The 14,585-nt window shown below is 59.7% G+C and carries 13 protein-coding genes; 5 read left to right on the top strand and 8 right to left on the bottom strand.

From position 1 onward, the window contains the following. Positions 1–21: 21 nt before the first annotated feature. On the top strand, positions 22–1,272 hold the full coding sequence (locus tag G3N59_RS27210; protein WP_205985916.1) for a multidrug effflux MFS transporter: 1,251 nt from the start codon (positions 22–24) through the stop codon (positions 1,270–1,272). An 86-nt stretch (positions 1,273–1,358) separates the two neighbouring features. On the opposite strand, the gene G3N59_RS27215 is transcribed toward G3N59_RS27210, so the two are convergent. From G3N59_RS27215 to G3N59_RS27230, 4 genes are all read right to left on the bottom strand, one after another. Continuing rightward, positions 1,359–2,450, bottom strand: coding sequence for a porin (locus tag G3N59_RS27215; RefSeq protein WP_205985917.1), 1,092 nt, complete (start codon positions 2,448–2,450; stop codon positions 1,359–1,361). Between the two features lie 252 nt (positions 2,451–2,702). Then, on the bottom strand, positions 2,703–4,016 hold the full coding sequence (locus G3N59_RS27220; RefSeq protein WP_205985918.1) for an ATP-binding protein: 1,314 nt from the start codon (positions 4,014–4,016) through the stop codon (positions 2,703–2,705). Next, a complete protein-coding gene (locus G3N59_RS27225; protein WP_205985919.1) occupies positions 4,000–4,740 on the bottom strand; it encodes a response regulator in 741 nt (246 codons plus the stop codon). Before G3N59_RS27225 ends, G3N59_RS27220 begins: the two co-directional genes overlap by 17 nt. 129 nt (positions 4,741–4,869) lie before the next feature. Further along, positions 4,870–5,046 (bottom strand): hypothetical protein, encoded by a 177-nt coding sequence (locus tag G3N59_RS27230; protein WP_205985920.1) that lies wholly within the window; start codon positions 5,044–5,046, stop codon positions 4,870–4,872. 419 nt (positions 5,047–5,465) lie between these two features. On the opposite strand from G3N59_RS27230, the gene G3N59_RS27235 reads away from it, so the two are divergent. Together G3N59_RS27235 and G3N59_RS27240 are read left to right on the top strand one after the other, a co-directional pair. Further along, a complete protein-coding gene (locus tag G3N59_RS27235; RefSeq protein WP_205985921.1) occupies positions 5,466–5,732 on the top strand; it encodes a hypothetical protein in 267 nt (88 codons plus the stop codon). Between the two features lie 362 nt (positions 5,733–6,094). Then, a complete protein-coding gene (locus tag G3N59_RS27240; RefSeq protein WP_346777943.1) occupies positions 6,095–6,319 on the top strand; it encodes a DUF2000 family protein in 225 nt (74 codons plus the stop codon). Positions 6,320–6,416: 97 nt separating this feature from the next. Here the strand turns inward: G3N59_RS27240 and G3N59_RS27245 are convergent, their stop codons facing one another. From G3N59_RS27245 to G3N59_RS27260, 4 genes are all read right to left on the bottom strand, one after another. Then, complete coding sequence (locus G3N59_RS27245) at positions 6,417–7,748, bottom strand: cytochrome c (RefSeq protein ID WP_205985922.1); 1,332 nt, start codon at positions 7,746–7,748, stop codon at positions 6,417–6,419. Positions 7,749–7,758: 10 nt separating this feature from the next. Continuing rightward, complete coding sequence (locus tag G3N59_RS27250) at positions 7,759–9,360, bottom strand: GMC family oxidoreductase (RefSeq protein ID WP_205985923.1); 1,602 nt, start codon at positions 9,358–9,360, stop codon at positions 7,759–7,761. A 13-nt stretch (positions 9,361–9,373) separates the two neighbouring features. Beyond that, the gene (locus tag G3N59_RS27255) at positions 9,374–9,931 is read right to left on the bottom strand and encodes a sugar dehydrogenase complex small subunit (protein WP_205985924.1); all 558 of its coding nucleotides are present in this window, start codon (positions 9,929–9,931) and stop codon (positions 9,374–9,376) included. A gap of 138 nt (positions 9,932–10,069) precedes the next feature. Next, positions 10,070–11,605: a methyl-accepting chemotaxis protein gene (locus G3N59_RS27260; RefSeq protein WP_205985925.1), complete on the bottom strand. Its 1,536-nt coding sequence runs from the start codon at positions 11,603–11,605 to the stop codon at positions 10,070–10,072. 238 nt (positions 11,606–11,843) lie between these two features. On the opposite strand from G3N59_RS27260, the gene cls reads away from it, so the two are divergent. Together cls and G3N59_RS27270 are read left to right on the top strand one after the other, a co-directional pair. Further along, positions 11,844–13,124, top strand: a complete 1,281-nt coding sequence (cls, locus tag G3N59_RS27265; protein ID WP_205985926.1) for a cardiolipin synthase — start codon at positions 11,844–11,846, stop codon at positions 13,122–13,124. 136 nt (positions 13,125–13,260) lie between these two features. Continuing rightward, a complete protein-coding gene (locus tag G3N59_RS27270) occupies positions 13,261–14,556 on the top strand; it encodes a diguanylate cyclase (protein ID WP_205985952.1) in 1,296 nt (431 codons plus the stop codon). Positions 14,557–14,585: the final 29 nt, after the last annotated feature.

Genomic DNA, 14,585 nt, shown 5'->3' on the forward strand with positions numbered 1-14,585 from the left:
ACAACATTGCAAGGACGGACTGTGTCCACATCGAAAAAAGTGCGCTTTAGCCGCGACGAACTGACGATCGTCGCGGTGGTGACCGCGTTATTGCTGATTGGTCTGCTGGGCACCGACATTCATCTTTCGTCGTTGCCCGCCATCATGAAAGCGATGCACGCCTCGCAGCAATATGTGCAGGCGTCGATCTCCGTGTTTCTGTTCGGCACGGGGGCCGGTGCACTGGTCTATGGGCCAGTCAGCGATAAATACGGCCGCAAGCCGGTGATCTTGCTGGGCCTGGCCGTGGCGATCGTCGGTAATCTCTGGGCTGTGGCCGCTGCGAAAATCACGGGCTTTCTGCTCGCGCGTTTTATCCAGGGGCTGGGCAGCGGCGTGTGTCTTGCGCTGTCGCGCATCGTGCTGGCCGATATCGTGCAGGGCGAACGCTATGCGATCGCCAGTTCGTATATCACCTTGTTTACCGGCCTTTCCTTCGTGCTGGGCCCGCTGCTGGGAAGTTTCGTGCAGACCTGGTTCGGCTGGCGCGCCAACTTTGTTTTTATGGCGCTATTGCTCGCTGCGATCTTCGCGATATATCTGCGATGCCGCGAAACGAATCAATACAAGAACCGCTCGATTACGGCGCGCGAGGTGTTTGCTTCGTATCGGGTGGTGTTGTCGGACGCGACGTTCGTTTCGTCGACGATGGTGGCCGGTATCGGCATGACCTGCTTTGTCATGTACACGAGTTCGAGTCCGTTCGTGCTGCAGCAGCAGTTTGGATTGACCGCCACGCAATACGGCGCGGTGAGCGCGCTGGTCGGGATCGGCTTGATCGTCAGCCGTTTGTTGTTGCCACGGTTGATCGGCCGGTTCGGTATGTTGCCGACCATGCGCGCCGGGCTCGTCATCGCCATGCTGTGCGGCGTGGCGTTGCTGGCGCTTTCGAAGCTGGGTGCGATGAGCGCGCCAGGCTTTCTGCTCAGCGTCGCGGGCGTGTCGTTCAGTTACTCGTTTATCGTGCTTTGCGCTTCGGCGATTTGCATGGATCGCTTTCCCGCGCGGCGCGGGGCGGCCGGCGCCATCTATTGCTGCTCGCAGATGGGGCTGGCGTTCGGCGTGAATAGCCTTGTTTCTTCGGTGTCGAACGATGTGGTGACGCTGCTCGGCGTGAGTTATGTCGTGCTGCCTGCGCTGGGTCTGATGCTTTGCGCGAGGCAATCGGCTGCGCGCCGGCGTGAAGCGAAGCAGGCCGGTTACGATCCGTCGCGCGCGCCGGCTGCAGAGTAAAAGAGTATGGGACTAAAGGCGTAAAAACGTAAAAGCGTTAAAGCGCGCCCAGGTTGGACCGGTAGCACGCTACCGGTCTGCCTGCCTTAAAACCGGTGCGAGATCCCCACGCGCAACGCAAGCTGGTTCGCACTGGAGGAAGGGCTCGCATAAAGCAGTTGCGCGACTTGCCCCGCGCCCGTCACGTGCGCGAAATCGGCGCTGACATAAACCGTCGTGCGCTTCGACAGCAGGTAATCGAGCATCGCGTTATACACGTGCCAGCGCCCGCCCAGCCCGACCGAATAGCCGTAATCCGCCGCTGCGATCAGATCGGGATAGATGTTGTAACTCATGCCGACGTCGACGGTTTGCAGCCGGTCCGTCGCGCCTTCCGTGGTTTCAAAATGCGTGTGCGAATACGACGCCATGACACGCGCCGAACCCAGTTGATACGCCGCGCCCACCGTGGCCGTCGTGAGGTTATGGAGTGCGATTCCGCTATCGGCCGTCGATGCGGTCGATTCTCCAAATGCGTAGGCAAGACCAATGGAAGCCGGGTTGATCGTCGTGCCGTTCAGGTCGGTCAACGACCCGCCCACGGCAAAGGGCCCATTCTGATACTTCAGCTTCAGGCTGAATGCGCGGCCCGTGTTGGTCGCAGTGCCGGAGGTCGAGCCGAAGCTATACATCGCGCCGCCCTGAAATCCCATCACCGTGGGGCTGTCGTACTTGATCGAGTTGTTCAGGAATTCGCCGGTAATGCGGTCGTAGTCGCCCGGGTGGTAACCGTAAATCGGCCCCACGATGCCCGCGTATTGCAGCATCTCGTTGGCGAAATCGTTTTGCCGCCCCAGCGTGAGTTTCCCGTAGGTATCGCTTTCGAGGCCGACAAAGCTGTCCTGGCCGAACGCGAGGCCCGAGCTTAGCGCCTTGCCATTGGTCGACTGAAACGATTGCACCAGCCGGAAGACCGCGCGCAAATCGCCGCCCAGTTCCTCCTTGCCGGAAAGGCCGATGAAGTTTGGCGAATTCACATAGCCATCTTCAATCACACTCGAATGACCGCCTTGATTGCTGAAATACGTAATACCCGTATCCATCATGCCGAACAAGGTCACGCTCGACTGGGCGTGCGCCGCGTTGACAGTCAATATCGATGCTACAGCCGCGATCGATCGCAATGCGATGTATTTCATCGTGTCTCCAGATTTTTTGTGGACTCGTTCTTGCTGGCACGACGACATGCACAGCAAGCCGGTTTGCACGGATTCTAGATGACACCTACCTGGCTGGAGACGTCTTATTTGGCGATACCTGATATCGCAAAACGCGTGCGCTCGATTGAATTAGATTGATTACGTATCTTGTGCGTTATTTCTTTTTATTAATTACAAAAGCTTTCTTGCGGGAATATTATTTCCCGCCCGAGCATTCAATACTACATAAGATTAGACGTTTGCCGAAGCCGCACGCGGGCGCACATCGGCACGCAGGGTTTCATCCGTGTGAAACGACATCGTGACGACCAGACCGCCACCCGGTGCGTTCGAGAGATTCATCGATCCACCGGCACTCGTCACGAGCCGCTTCACGATCGACAATCCCAGCCCACAACGCGCATGACCGCCGCGCGCAGGATCGAGCCGGACAAATGGCAACAGCATCGACGCCATATCGTCCTGCGATACCCCTTCACCCTGATCGCTCACACGCAGAATGAAGCGGCCGCGCTCTCTGCGCGTGGTGATCTCGATGGGCGGCGATCCATGAATAAAGGCATTTTCGACAAGATTCGACAGACTGCGCTCCACCACGTTGAGCGGCAAGCGAAAGCCCGCTCCCGCGCAGAGATCGAGTCGCATGAGATCCGGTTCGACATCGCCCATCGTGCGCGCCTCATCGTTCACGCCGCCATATTCGCGCTGGCAAAAGGTATCCACGCTAACCAGCGGCGAAGGTTCGAAGGTACCGCGCGCGAAGTCGAGAAACTGATCGACGATTCTCGACATCGCTTCCGTGTCACGCAAGAACGCGTTGCGATCTTTACGGCTTTCGATCTGATCGGCGCGCACCTGAATGCGTGTGATCGGTGCACGCAAATCGTGTGCTAGTCCACCCAGCATCACTGCGCGTTCTTTTTCCAATTCCGAAAGCGTGGTGACGGTCTGATTGAAGTCTTCCGTCAAATCGCGAATTTCGGTCGGCCCGCGCAACGGCAGTGCAACCGACCGGCCTTGATTGCGAAACAGACGCGATGCATCGGCAAGACGGCGAATAGGCTGTTGCAGATACCACGAAAAAACCAGCGCGGCGATCACGCCAAACGCCAGCATCAGAAACGTCGCGCTCAAATAACGGCTTGCCGGCAACAGGGCCTGCGGTACGACGATGGTGAATGCCGTACCGCTCACGTTGACGAAAATATCGCCGCTAGTGGCAACGCGCACGCTGCTGCCCGCCGGCAAATGTTCGCGCAGCGCTTCTTCAGCGGGAAAGAAACCGCTTGTGTGGCCGGTATGGCCAGCCGCCAGTTTGATATCGGGCACGTAGACCAGGCCCAGATTCGCGGCGACGGTGGGCATCAACGCAGGATCCTCCTCATGCACGGCGGCCACGGTCATGACCGCATGCGCGATGTGCAGCACATCGAGTTCGCCTCGGTCGCGTTCGATCAGCACGATACTCGTTGCATGCAGCAGGCAGATAAGGCCCACGGTCATCAACGCCAACCGTACGAAAAGCGTGTTAAGCAATCTTTTCATCGGCGGCCTGCTCGGGTACGAACATATAACCGCGCGTACGCACGGTCTGAATAAGACGCGGTTTGTCGGGATCGATTTCGACGATGCGCCTGAGCCGCAGAATCGCGACGTAAATGCTCTTGTTGCAGGCGCTGCCGCCACGCCCTTCCAGCAACTGGCGCAATGCGTCGCCGCTGATGACTTCCATGGGGCGCGCCGCCAGACGCGCGAGTATCTGCAGTTCGCCAGGACCGATCTTCACGCGCTCGCCCGCTTTCGTCAGCGCCGGGCGCGAGAGCGTGAGCGCGAAATCGCCGAAGCGGATGCAATCTCCAGCAGGACCGGTTGGCCGCACGGTCTGTGCCCCGCTATAGCGCAGCACGGCATGAATTCGCGCGAGGAGTTCGCGCGGCAGGAAAGGCTTGGAAACGTAATCGTCCGCGCCCATTTCAAGGCCGATGATCCGTTCGGTTTCATCGGTGAGCGCGGTGAGCAAAATGACGGGCGTGGCGGCGTCGTGCTCGCGCAGACGTTTGAGCGCCGTGAGACCGTCGACGCCCGGCAGCATGAGGTCGAGCACCACGATCGAGGGCCGCAGCGTCTCGATCGTGCTATCCAGATGATCGGCGCAATGCACCGCGGTGAATGCCACGCCGCGCGATGCAAAGAAACTGCCCAGCATATGGCACAGCGCTTCGTCGTCGTCGACAAGCAGAACGTGTAAGCCGGACTTTGTCAGTGGCACGGAATGAAGCATGGAGCGGGCAGGCAATAGCGCGATCAAAAAAGCAGATGATGCGATAAAGCCCGCTACGCTGGCTTACTGATTATTTCCGTAATACACGATGACTGCGCCCGGCGTTGGCGCTTCCCGTCAGTGGCAGGCGACCGCGCAATAGATGCCCGCTACCGTTGCTGTGGCACCCAGCCCCGCTCCGAGCGCGATAGTGCCGATGGTTGAGGCGCAGCCCTGAATGAACACCACGCAGGCCAGTGCGGCAACCGTCATTGCCGAGCGTGCCACGCGGCCGAGTTTGACACCAGAGCGCATCGATTACCCCTTACACAAGCTATTGGAATTTGCGGCGCATTCTGCCATGAAATCTGGCGGACTCGCATGCGCTCAATTCGTCAAGTTATTACGAACTATTCCCGCGTAATCGGTGCGTGCGGAGCACGTGGCTGCCCCGTATCTCGACGCCGCTGCTCCAACTAAATCAATTCAATCGCATTCCTGACGATTCACTTCATTGCTTAACGTGTTTCAACCACACCATCCCGAGAACGATTCGCCCCTGTTTTAAGCACTATTTCTCAATGTAGTGAGTCGTTAAATGTGTGCATTGCACCAATCCATTCGACCGACGAACAGGAGAAAAATAGCCGTATTTGTAAGGGAATTTACCGAGTGGTTATAGATTGGAGTTCGTGCCAGTCTATATCCCAGTGCCATTCCCTATGGAGCCAGGCATGCAAACTGAAACGCTCAAGAATGCAAGGGTCGCCGTTTTTCTGAACCGGTCGGCGTTGTGTCTGCTGCTGTTACCAGTTGCCTGCATGACATGGGCACTCAATGTCTATCCACCCAAAGATGCGTTCCTGTTCTGCTTCGTTTTAGGAACGTACTCCTGGTCTTTCGCGGGTGTCCTGTATGTTGTATCCGCAGGATTCCACGTCCGCACCCGCAATCAGCGCCCTGAAGCGGATGCCGGATTTCGCGAGGCTCACGGCCACTAAGCCGCGGGCAACCAGCGCTGGTCTGCTGCAGTTGCACGACGGCAAGCCTCCTGGCAACGGGAGGCTTGTGAGCCGCGCCTGAGCGCCTTGACTGGACTTGTCGAGCGGTTCACCTGTGCGGCCGCTTGCGAGTCAGCGTGGTGTTTCTGCGGCGATGCAACAGCCGGTCTGCTGGTGCTGCGAATCTGCATCGCTCGACGCGCTCGTTCGCCGGAAACGGCGTTCGCGTGAGGCGTATGCGATTGGCGGTTCGTTGCCACCATGAATGCAAATTCACGCATTCACGCTCATGATCGCGCCCTATGCGACGTGACTGATCGATCCTGCGCTGGGAAATCGTCCAATGCTTTTGGGCGCTCACCGTGCTCAAAGCCTGCCGCGCGCAATTAAGCAGACTGCGCGAAAAAGCCCTGCCGCACTGCGGCATCGTCGATTTCCCCGTTCAGGGGCAACCGACTACCGATTGCGACGCTTTTCTGCATGCCGTGCAAACGCATGCAGACGATGCGCTTCAATATCTGGCGGTGGGTCTGATCGGGCAGGCTGTTCGTCTTTTCATCATGAAAGCGCCCTCGCCCACCCGCTGACCAAGCTCTGGCACGCGCCCGACGTCATGGACGCCGACAAAGCGCAGATGAATGAGCGGCGGCCAAACGGCCGCCGCATTGCACGCACTCAGCGCACTCAGCGCATCTTCGCAACCTTATCCGCCGTGATCGTCGCGGACGGATTGCCGAATTGCGTGGTGACGAAGTTCACGAGCGTCGCCACTTCGCTGTCGCTCAACTCGCCCGCGAATGCAGGCATCGACATATGGCCGTTGTTGGTCTGACGGCTGACGCCATGCAGCACGACCATCGTGAGGTTATCGGCATTCGACGCACCCACGCTGGTGTTATGCATCAGCGAAGGATAAGCGCCCGAATCCTTGCCGCCCACGCCCGTACCTTGCCAGCCGTGGCAGCTTGCGCAATTGGCGTTGAACAGCGTGCGACCGTCGGCGGCCCCGCCTGCGCCCAGCACCGTAAGCGGTTGATTGCGCAGCGCAGTGACGCTCTCGATCGACGAGCCCCAGCCAAAGCGCGATTTGGTCGAACCATCCGCGCCATGCGTCTGCGCGGGCACCGTGCGCAGATACGTCACCATCGACTTCAGATCCTGATCCGAGAGAAAGCGCGTGCTGTTCTCGACCACTTCGGCCATCGGCCCCGCAGCGTTCGCCACGCCAGGCGCCGCGCCATCACGCAGATACGCGATCAACTCGGCATCGCTCCATCCGCCAATGCCGGCAATGGGGTCCGGCGTGATGTTATACGCGCTCCAGTTACCGAGTTGCGCGCCGGCAAGCGACTTGCCCGATAGACCTTGCATGAAGTTACGCGGCGTGTGGCACTCCTGACAATGTGCAAGCGCGCCCACCAGATACGCACCGCGATTCCATTCCGCACTCTTCGAAGGATCGGACTGGAAACGGCCCGAATCGAAATTGAAGAGATTCCAGAACACCATCGCCCAGCGCTGGTTGAACGGGAAACCCAGCGTATTCGCAGGCGCCGCCTTGCCAACCGGCGCGATCGTGCGCAGATACGCGCGAATCGCGAGGATGTCGTCGTCGGTGAGTTGCGTATAGGACGTATAAGGCATCGCCGGATAAAGGCGTTTGCCGTCCTTCGACTTGCCTTCGCGTACCGCGCCGATGAAATCCGCGTCGCTCAGATTGCCGATGCCATAGGTTTTATCGGGCGTGATATTGGTCGAATAGATCGTGCCGAAGGGCAGATCGAAGGGCACGCCACCCGCATAAGGTTGCGCTTTATTCGACGTGTGGCAGGCAATACAGTCCGCCGCACGCGCGAGATATTCACCGCGTTTGACGAGCGCGGCATCGGCGTTCGCATTGGCGGCGTGCGCCAGCGTGCCCGCAAACATGCCGCTCAAGGCGATAGCGCTGGCCGGCAGCCATTTACGCAGCGCGCCAAAGCGGCGACGCGTTGTGTTCTTGTTGATTGTGGTCATCGCAGGCGCCTCAAGCATGTTTCATTTCGTCGATCAGCTTGTCGGCGAGACGCATCGACAACGCGCAAAGCGTCAGCGTGCAATTCACCGTACCCGCGCTCGCCATCGTGCCGCTCGACGCGATGAAGAGATTCTCGTGATCGTGCGAACGCAAATCCTTGTCGACAACCGAATCGCGCGGATCGTCGCCCATGATGAGCGTGCCCATGATGTGATTGTTGTTGAAGTACTTATCGTCAAAACGCACTTCGGTGCCACCGAACAGGTCCGCGATATGGGCGTAATGGCCGCGCGCGACCTTTGCCGCCTTGTTAATGTAATCGTCGATGCGGTAATGCACTTCAGGACGCGCAATGCCCAGCTTGTCCTTGAATTCCGTGCTCGCCGTAATGCGGTTTTCCGGGTCCGGCAGAATATCGAAGAAGCTGTTCACCACGACCCAGCGCGACGCGTATTCACGAATCTTCTCGTCGAGTTCCGCGCCGTAGACGCCCTTCGAAATCAGATAATCGGTGACGCCGCGCATCGGCGAATAATTGCCGACGTTCAGTTTCATCGCCGAATATTCCGAGCGGAACGCACCGTCACGCAGATTGTTGATGCACGAAAGACGCATCGGGCCGCGGCCAGGCCACATCGGTTCGGCGGACAGGAAAGTGACCGTCGTGCCCGGGTGATCCATCAGATTGCGGCCCACCTGGTCCGAGCTATTGCCGATACCGTTCTGGAATTTGTCGCTCTTCGAGATCAGCATGAGCTTGGGCGTTTCGATGGCGTTCGAAGCCAGCACGAAGATCTTGCCGGTCACGCGCTGCGTGTTGCCGTCCGGGTCCTTATAGTGCACCGCGACGATACGGCCGCGCTCGTCGTGCTCGATGCGATAGACCACGGCATTGGGCAGCAGACGCGCCTTCGCGGCTTCGGCCTTGCGAATCGCCGTTTCGCCCGTGTATTGTGCTTCGATCGGGCAGATCGGCATGCAGTTGCTATTGCCGCAACAAGCCGGACGACCATCGAACGGCGCGGTATTGCGCGCGGCCGGTTCGGTCACGTGCTTGTAACCCGCTTTCTCCACGACGTCCTTGAACTTCTGGTCGAAGTCGGAGAGCGGCAGCGGCGGATGCGGATAAGGTTTCGAGCGCGGCGAACCGAGATCCTCGGGACCGCCCACGCCCATTTCGACTTCGGCCTCGTAATAATACGGCTCGAGATCGTCATAGCTGATGGGCCAGTCGCGGCCCACGCCGTAGAGCGTTTTCAGCTTCATGTCGTTGGGCAGCAGTCGCCACGATTGCGCCGACCAATGCCACGTCGTCCCGCCCACCATGCGCAGATAACCGGCCTTGTACTGCTCCGGCCCGCGCTGCACGAGATAATCGTTGCTCGGCGAATACTGCGGATGCGGCGCGTGCTCCGTGGGCGGATACGGCGACTGGAAATCCGACTTAAATGGACTATTCCGGTAATTTTCGACGATGCGCCAGCGCTCGATGCGCGGGCCTGCTTCGAGCATGAGAACGTCGATACCCGCCTTGGCGAGCTTCTGTGCGATCTGACCGGACGCAATGCCGGCGCCGACGATCACGACGTCGGCGGATTGATTCGTTGCCATAGGAATGCGGGGATCAGGAGTGGGACAGCACTGGGGGCTTGGCCCAGTAACCAGGCACGCCGCGCGCGTAGCTCGGCATGACGATGACGTCCGCGATGGGCGGATACATGAGCGCCTGTTCATAGGCGACCGTGCGGGCATGCTTGCCCGTGCCGACCACACCCAGATACCACGCCGTCACCACTTTCTTCGGCAGCTTCGCCAGCGCCGGCTGCGAGGCGTCCAGCACCGATTGCAGCGTGTTTGCAGGGGTATTCGTGCTCGCCACGAAGTCGTTGAGTTGCGCGATCGTGGTGCTGGCGCTGGCGTCGTCGCCGCGCAACCCTGCAAGAATCGCCCGGCCGATTTCGACGTCGAGCGTGCTCTTGCCGGTCAGATACTGCGAAAGCTTCATGAAAGCAGCGAAGTCTGCGGCGGCGCCTGCATCGGCAGTCGCGGCGGCTTGCGCGTGCGCGACCCCAAGGGCGCCGAGGCCCGCCACGCTAAGCGTCGCGAGCACGGTCGTGCCGATGAGAAATTGCCGCCGCGAAGGCGCGAACGGCTGAGACGGTGGTTGTTGTGAGGACGTCATGGCGTTTCCAGGTTTTGCTCACGGAGCGCCTTGCAGCGCGCCCGCCTGTCCAGCAAACTCTGTACTAACTAGTTAAAAACGGCGCCAGTGTACTTGATGTGGCGAATTGGCGCACGCCCGCTTACCAGAAAGCCTAGGTCAAATCTGGAAAACCGCCACCGTAGAGCGCAAACGCGTCGCCTGCTCGTCGAGCGCCGCCGCGGCCGCCGCCGCCTGTTCCACCAGCGCCGCGTTCTGCTGCGTGACCGTATCCATCTGCGAGACCGCCTGATTCACCTGCTCGATGCCGGTGCTCTGCTCGACCGAAGCCGCCTCGATTTCGCCCATGATGTCGCTCACACGCGTAATCGACTGCACGATCTCCCTCATGCGCTCGCCGGCCACTGCCACCTGCCCCGAGCCCACATCCACGCGCTCCACCGACGAGCCGATCAACGCTTTAATGTCCTTCGCCGCCGAGGCGCTACGCTGCGCGAGCGCCCGCACTTCGCCCGCCACCACCGCAAAGCCGCGCCCTTCATCGCCCGCACGCGCGGCTTCCACTGCCGCGTTCAGCGCCAGAATATTGGTCTGAAACGCAATCCCCTCGATCGTGCCAATAATCTCGCCGATACGATTCGACTCGTTGGCGATACCGCGCATGGTCTCGATCACCTCGTTGACGGCGCTGCCGCCGCGCCCCGTCGCGTCCGAGGCGAGCACCGCAAGCTGTCGCGCCTGGCGCGCATTTTCGGCATTCTGTTTAACGGTGGCGGTCAATTGCTCCATGCTCGCCGCCGTTTCTTCGAGCGAGGCGGCCTGCTCTTCGGTGCGTTGCGACAGATCGGCATTACCCTGGGCAATTTCCGATGAGCCCGTCGCAATCGAATCGCTCGAATACTGAATGCCCTGCACGAGTTCGCTGAGTTTGCCGCGCATTTCGTGAAGCGCATACATGAGGCTCGATCGATCGTCGGCGGCCAGTCGTACGTGCGTATTGAGGTTGCCGGCGGCGATCTGCGCGGCCAGCTCCGCGGCGTCGGCCGGCTCGCCGCCCAGCGCGCGGCGGATACTGCGCGTCATGAGCCACGCCATCGTGCCCACCGCCGCAAAAATCAGCACGGCAATCGCAATCATCGTGCGCGCGACACGCCAGAACGCGGCATTGATATCGTCGTAGAAAAAGCCGGTGCCGATCCACCAGTTCCAGCCAGGAATGGCCACCACGCCCTGCAATTTCGGCTCCAGCGGGCTATCGGGCGAGCGGTGGATCAACACGTCCACCAGCGCGATGTGCTCGCGCGACAGCCCTTGTGCGTAAGCCTGGGTGTCGGTGAGATCGCCCATCGTCGTGCGATTGCCCCCCGTTTTCGTGCCGATCAGGCCCGGATTCGGATGCACGAGGTTGATGCTGTCCGTCGTGGTGATCCAGAAATAGCTTTTGCTGTCCGCATTCAACTGGCTGACCGCAGCCTTCGCGGCCGTCTGCGCGGCATCGCGCGAGAGTTTGCCCTGCGCTTCCTGTCCCTGGTAATACAGCACCAGATGTTCGGCTTTCAGCAGAAGATTGGTGATCTGCTGCTGCCGGCTTTCGACGAGCGACGCCTTGAGCTGCGACAGGGTAATAGCGGCAATGCAGACAACGCCGACCAGCGCGGTGCCGACAAGAACGATCAGCTTGGTTGAGACTTTCATATCGAATCGCAGATAACGGACAGGAAACGGGGGAAAGACGTTAGGCCAGACGGAAAAAATTAACCATTTGGTTAATCTATAACGGCAAAGCGGCCGCGTTCTTTAGCGGGTTTCCCAACACACTACTCACCAGCTATTCACCCGGCATCGACTCCGCGCCAGCCGGGCACGTTCGATGCGACATCACGTCGACAGAAACGCTCGTTCACTTCTCGCTCCCCCGTTCCGAGGCCCGCGCATGCCGACCCTCGCCCTGCTCGCCGTGATTGTGCTGACCGTTGCGCTGACGCTAATCGTCGTGCTGGTGATCGCGAATCTCACCAGCGGCGAGAAGAAAATCGAGCACAAGATCGAACGACTGTACGCAAGCGACAATCCGCAATTCGCCCGTTCGATGGGTCTGCTGCTCGGACCACCGATCATCGGCGGCAACCGGTTTGCGGTGCTCGTGAACGGCGACGAGATTTTTCCGGCCATGCTGGAAGGCATCCGCAATGCCCGGCACAGCATCACCTTCGAGACGTTTATCTACTGGTCCGGCGCGATCGGCGAAAAGGTTGCGCAAGCGCTCTCGGACAAGGCGCGCGCAGGCGTGGCCGTGCATGTGCTGCTCGATTGGGTCGGTTCGTCGAAGATGGATAAGCGCTATCTGCGCATGCTGCGCGAGGCGGGCGCGGAAGTGGTTCAGTATCACAAGCCGCACTGGACCGGCCTTGGCCGCATGAACGATCGTACGCACCGCAAATTGCTGGTGATCGACGGCAAGCTGGGTTTCACCGGCGGCGTGGGTATTGCCGAAGAATGGACCGGCCACGCGCAGGACGAAAAGCATTGGCGCGATACGCACTTTCGTATCGAAGGTCCGGCCGTCGGCCATATGCAGGCGGTCTTCATGGACAACTGGGTCAAGGCTACCGGCAATGTCTTACACGGCCCGCAATATTTCCCGCAGATCGACGCCGCCGGCGATGGCTTCGCGCACATGTTCAGCAGTTCGCCCTCGGGCGGCAGCGACGACATGCAACTCATGTACCTCATGGCCATTACGGCCGCGACGCACTCCATTCATCTCGCGAGCGCCTATTTCGTGCCCGACAAACTGACGATCAACGCCATCGTCGAAGCCGCCAAACGCGGGGTGAAAGTGCAGATCATCACGCCGGGACAACGCATCGACACGCATACCGTGCGCGAAGCATCGCGTGCTTGCTGGGGCGATCTGCTTGCAGCCGGCGTGCAAATGTACGAGTATCAACCGACGATGTTCCATTGCAAGCTGATGGTGGTCGACGAATATCTGGTGTCGGTGGGTTCGACGAATTTCGACAGCCGTTCATTCAAACTCAACGACGAAGCCAATCTCAACATTTACGATCGCGATTTCGCGCGCGAGCAAACGGCGCTATTCGACCAGGACATCGGCCACGCAAAACGCATCACGCTTGAAGACTGGCGCCGCCGTTCGCCTGCGGAAAAGCTGCTGGAACGCGCGGTTGCGCTGCTTGACTCGCAGCTCTGAGGCTGTGAGGTTCCGACCGCAATCCGGCGGCAGTCGCGGGCCTGAAAAATGCTGGACGCCAGCGAATAATGGCTGTGCAACAATGCCGGAAGAACGTCTGGACGGATGCCGTGTAATCCTCCCGCAAGGTCAAGGTATGTCTGAGTTGCACAACAAGCCGCATAAAATCGTGAAGTACCCTGCCATTGGCGTCGCTATCGTTACGCGCGACGACCGTGGAGCCTGCATTGTCATTTCGGGCAACCCATCGTTCTTCGAGCAGATTCAATCAGTCATTCGGCCTTTGCCTGTACCCGTCGATACGCTATTGGCCGATGCCAGATGGGATCAGTGCCGCAATGAGTTTGGCGAAGCGCTGCGCATGGTTTTTTCGGCTGCGAATGAATCCAGCCGCACGGAACCGGTCTGCATCCGCAATCACGCATTGCGCATCACACTCACGCCGTTCCAATTCGCCAACGATGGCCGGACGGTCACTGAAGTGCTCGTCACAACCGAAACTACCGCCGCGCAACCCGAATCGACGCATCAACAAACGATTAACGCTTCGCGCTATCGCGCCGTAGTCGACTCTGCCTATGACGCGATCGTCACCATCGATCAGCAGCACTGCATCACGTTATTCAATCGCGCGGCAGAAAATCTATTCGGCTATTCCTCCACCGAGATAATCGGCAAACGCATCGAGACCTTGCTGCCGGAACAGTTCCGCGCGAACCATTCCAATAACGTGCGCAAGTTCGCCGATTCGCCCCTCATGGAAATGCGCGCCATGACGCCGCCGCGTATGGACGAAAGCAATAGCGTGTACGGGCGCCATCGCAACGGCTCGATTATTCCGGTGGAGATCGCCATTTCGCGTATCGACGTCGATGGCGAAACGGAATTCACTGCGGTGGTACGCGACATTACCGATCGCGCGCAATTGCTGGACCGCCTGAAGAAACAGGCCGTCACCGACCCGCTCACCGGTTTGCCGAATCGCCGCGAATGTCTGGAGTTTGTTGCCCGCATGCTGGGCACGTCGGATGCCTTTTCGATGTTTATTCTCGACATCGATTATTTCAAGGAGATCAACGATACCTACGGACACCCGGTTGGCGACGAAGTGCTGTGCGTGCTGGCGAAAGTCGGCATGAGCGTGACCAATGAGCCGATTCTTTTCGCACGCTGGGGCGGCGAGGAATTTGTCGCGGCGCTGCCCGGCGCGGATGCCACGCGCGCCTATACGGTGGCGCAAACATTGCGGCAGCGCATCGAAGCGCAGGATTTCGAACACACCTGGCTGCTCAAACCCATTCCGTTTTCCGTGAGCATCGGCGTGGTCACGCGCGAGCCCAATGAGCACGATATCGAAGCGTTGATCAAACGTGCCGATCGCGCGCTCTATCGCGCCAAGAAAGCGGGCCGCAATCGCGTTGAGGCGGCTTGAAAAAGCGGCGCGCACGCACTTCAGGCAAG

The sequence above is a fragment of the Paraburkholderia sp. Ac-20340 genome (assembly GCF_017104965.1).
GTDB lineage: Bacteria > Pseudomonadota > Gammaproteobacteria > Burkholderiales > Burkholderiaceae > Paraburkholderia.

What these genes read in the sequence shown, in the direction of transcription:
- G3N59_RS27245 (WP_205985922.1), bottom strand. Translation starts at nt 7,748, where the DNA reads ATGACCACAATCAACAAGAACACAACGCGTCGCCGCTTTGGCGCGCTG.
- G3N59_RS27230 (WP_205985920.1), bottom strand. Translation starts at nt 5,046, where the DNA reads ATGCGCTCTGGTGTCAAACTCGGCCGCGTGGCACGCTCGGCAATGACG.
- G3N59_RS27270 (WP_205985952.1), top strand. Translation starts at nt 13,261, where the DNA reads ATGTCTGAGTTGCACAACAAGCCGCATAAAATCGTGAAGTACCCTGCC.
- G3N59_RS27255 (WP_205985924.1), bottom strand. Translation starts at nt 9,931, where the DNA reads ATGACGTCCTCACAACAACCACCGTCTCAGCCGTTCGCGCCTTCGCGG.
- G3N59_RS27250 (WP_205985923.1), bottom strand. Translation starts at nt 9,360, where the DNA reads ATGGCAACGAATCAATCCGCCGACGTCGTGATCGTCGGCGCCGGCATT.
- G3N59_RS27235 (WP_205985921.1), top strand. Translation starts at nt 5,466, where the DNA reads ATGCAAACTGAAACGCTCAAGAATGCAAGGGTCGCCGTTTTTCTGAAC.
- G3N59_RS27220 (WP_205985918.1), bottom strand. Translation starts at nt 4,016, where the DNA reads ATGAAAAGATTGCTTAACACGCTTTTCGTACGGTTGGCGTTGATGACC.
- cls (WP_205985926.1), top strand. Translation starts at nt 11,844, where the DNA reads ATGCCGACCCTCGCCCTGCTCGCCGTGATTGTGCTGACCGTTGCGCTG.
- G3N59_RS27215 (WP_205985917.1), bottom strand. Translation starts at nt 2,450, where the DNA reads ATGAAATACATCGCATTGCGATCGATCGCGGCTGTAGCATCGATATTG.
- G3N59_RS27260 (WP_205985925.1), bottom strand. Translation starts at nt 11,605, where the DNA reads ATGAAAGTCTCAACCAAGCTGATCGTTCTTGTCGGCACCGCGCTGGTC.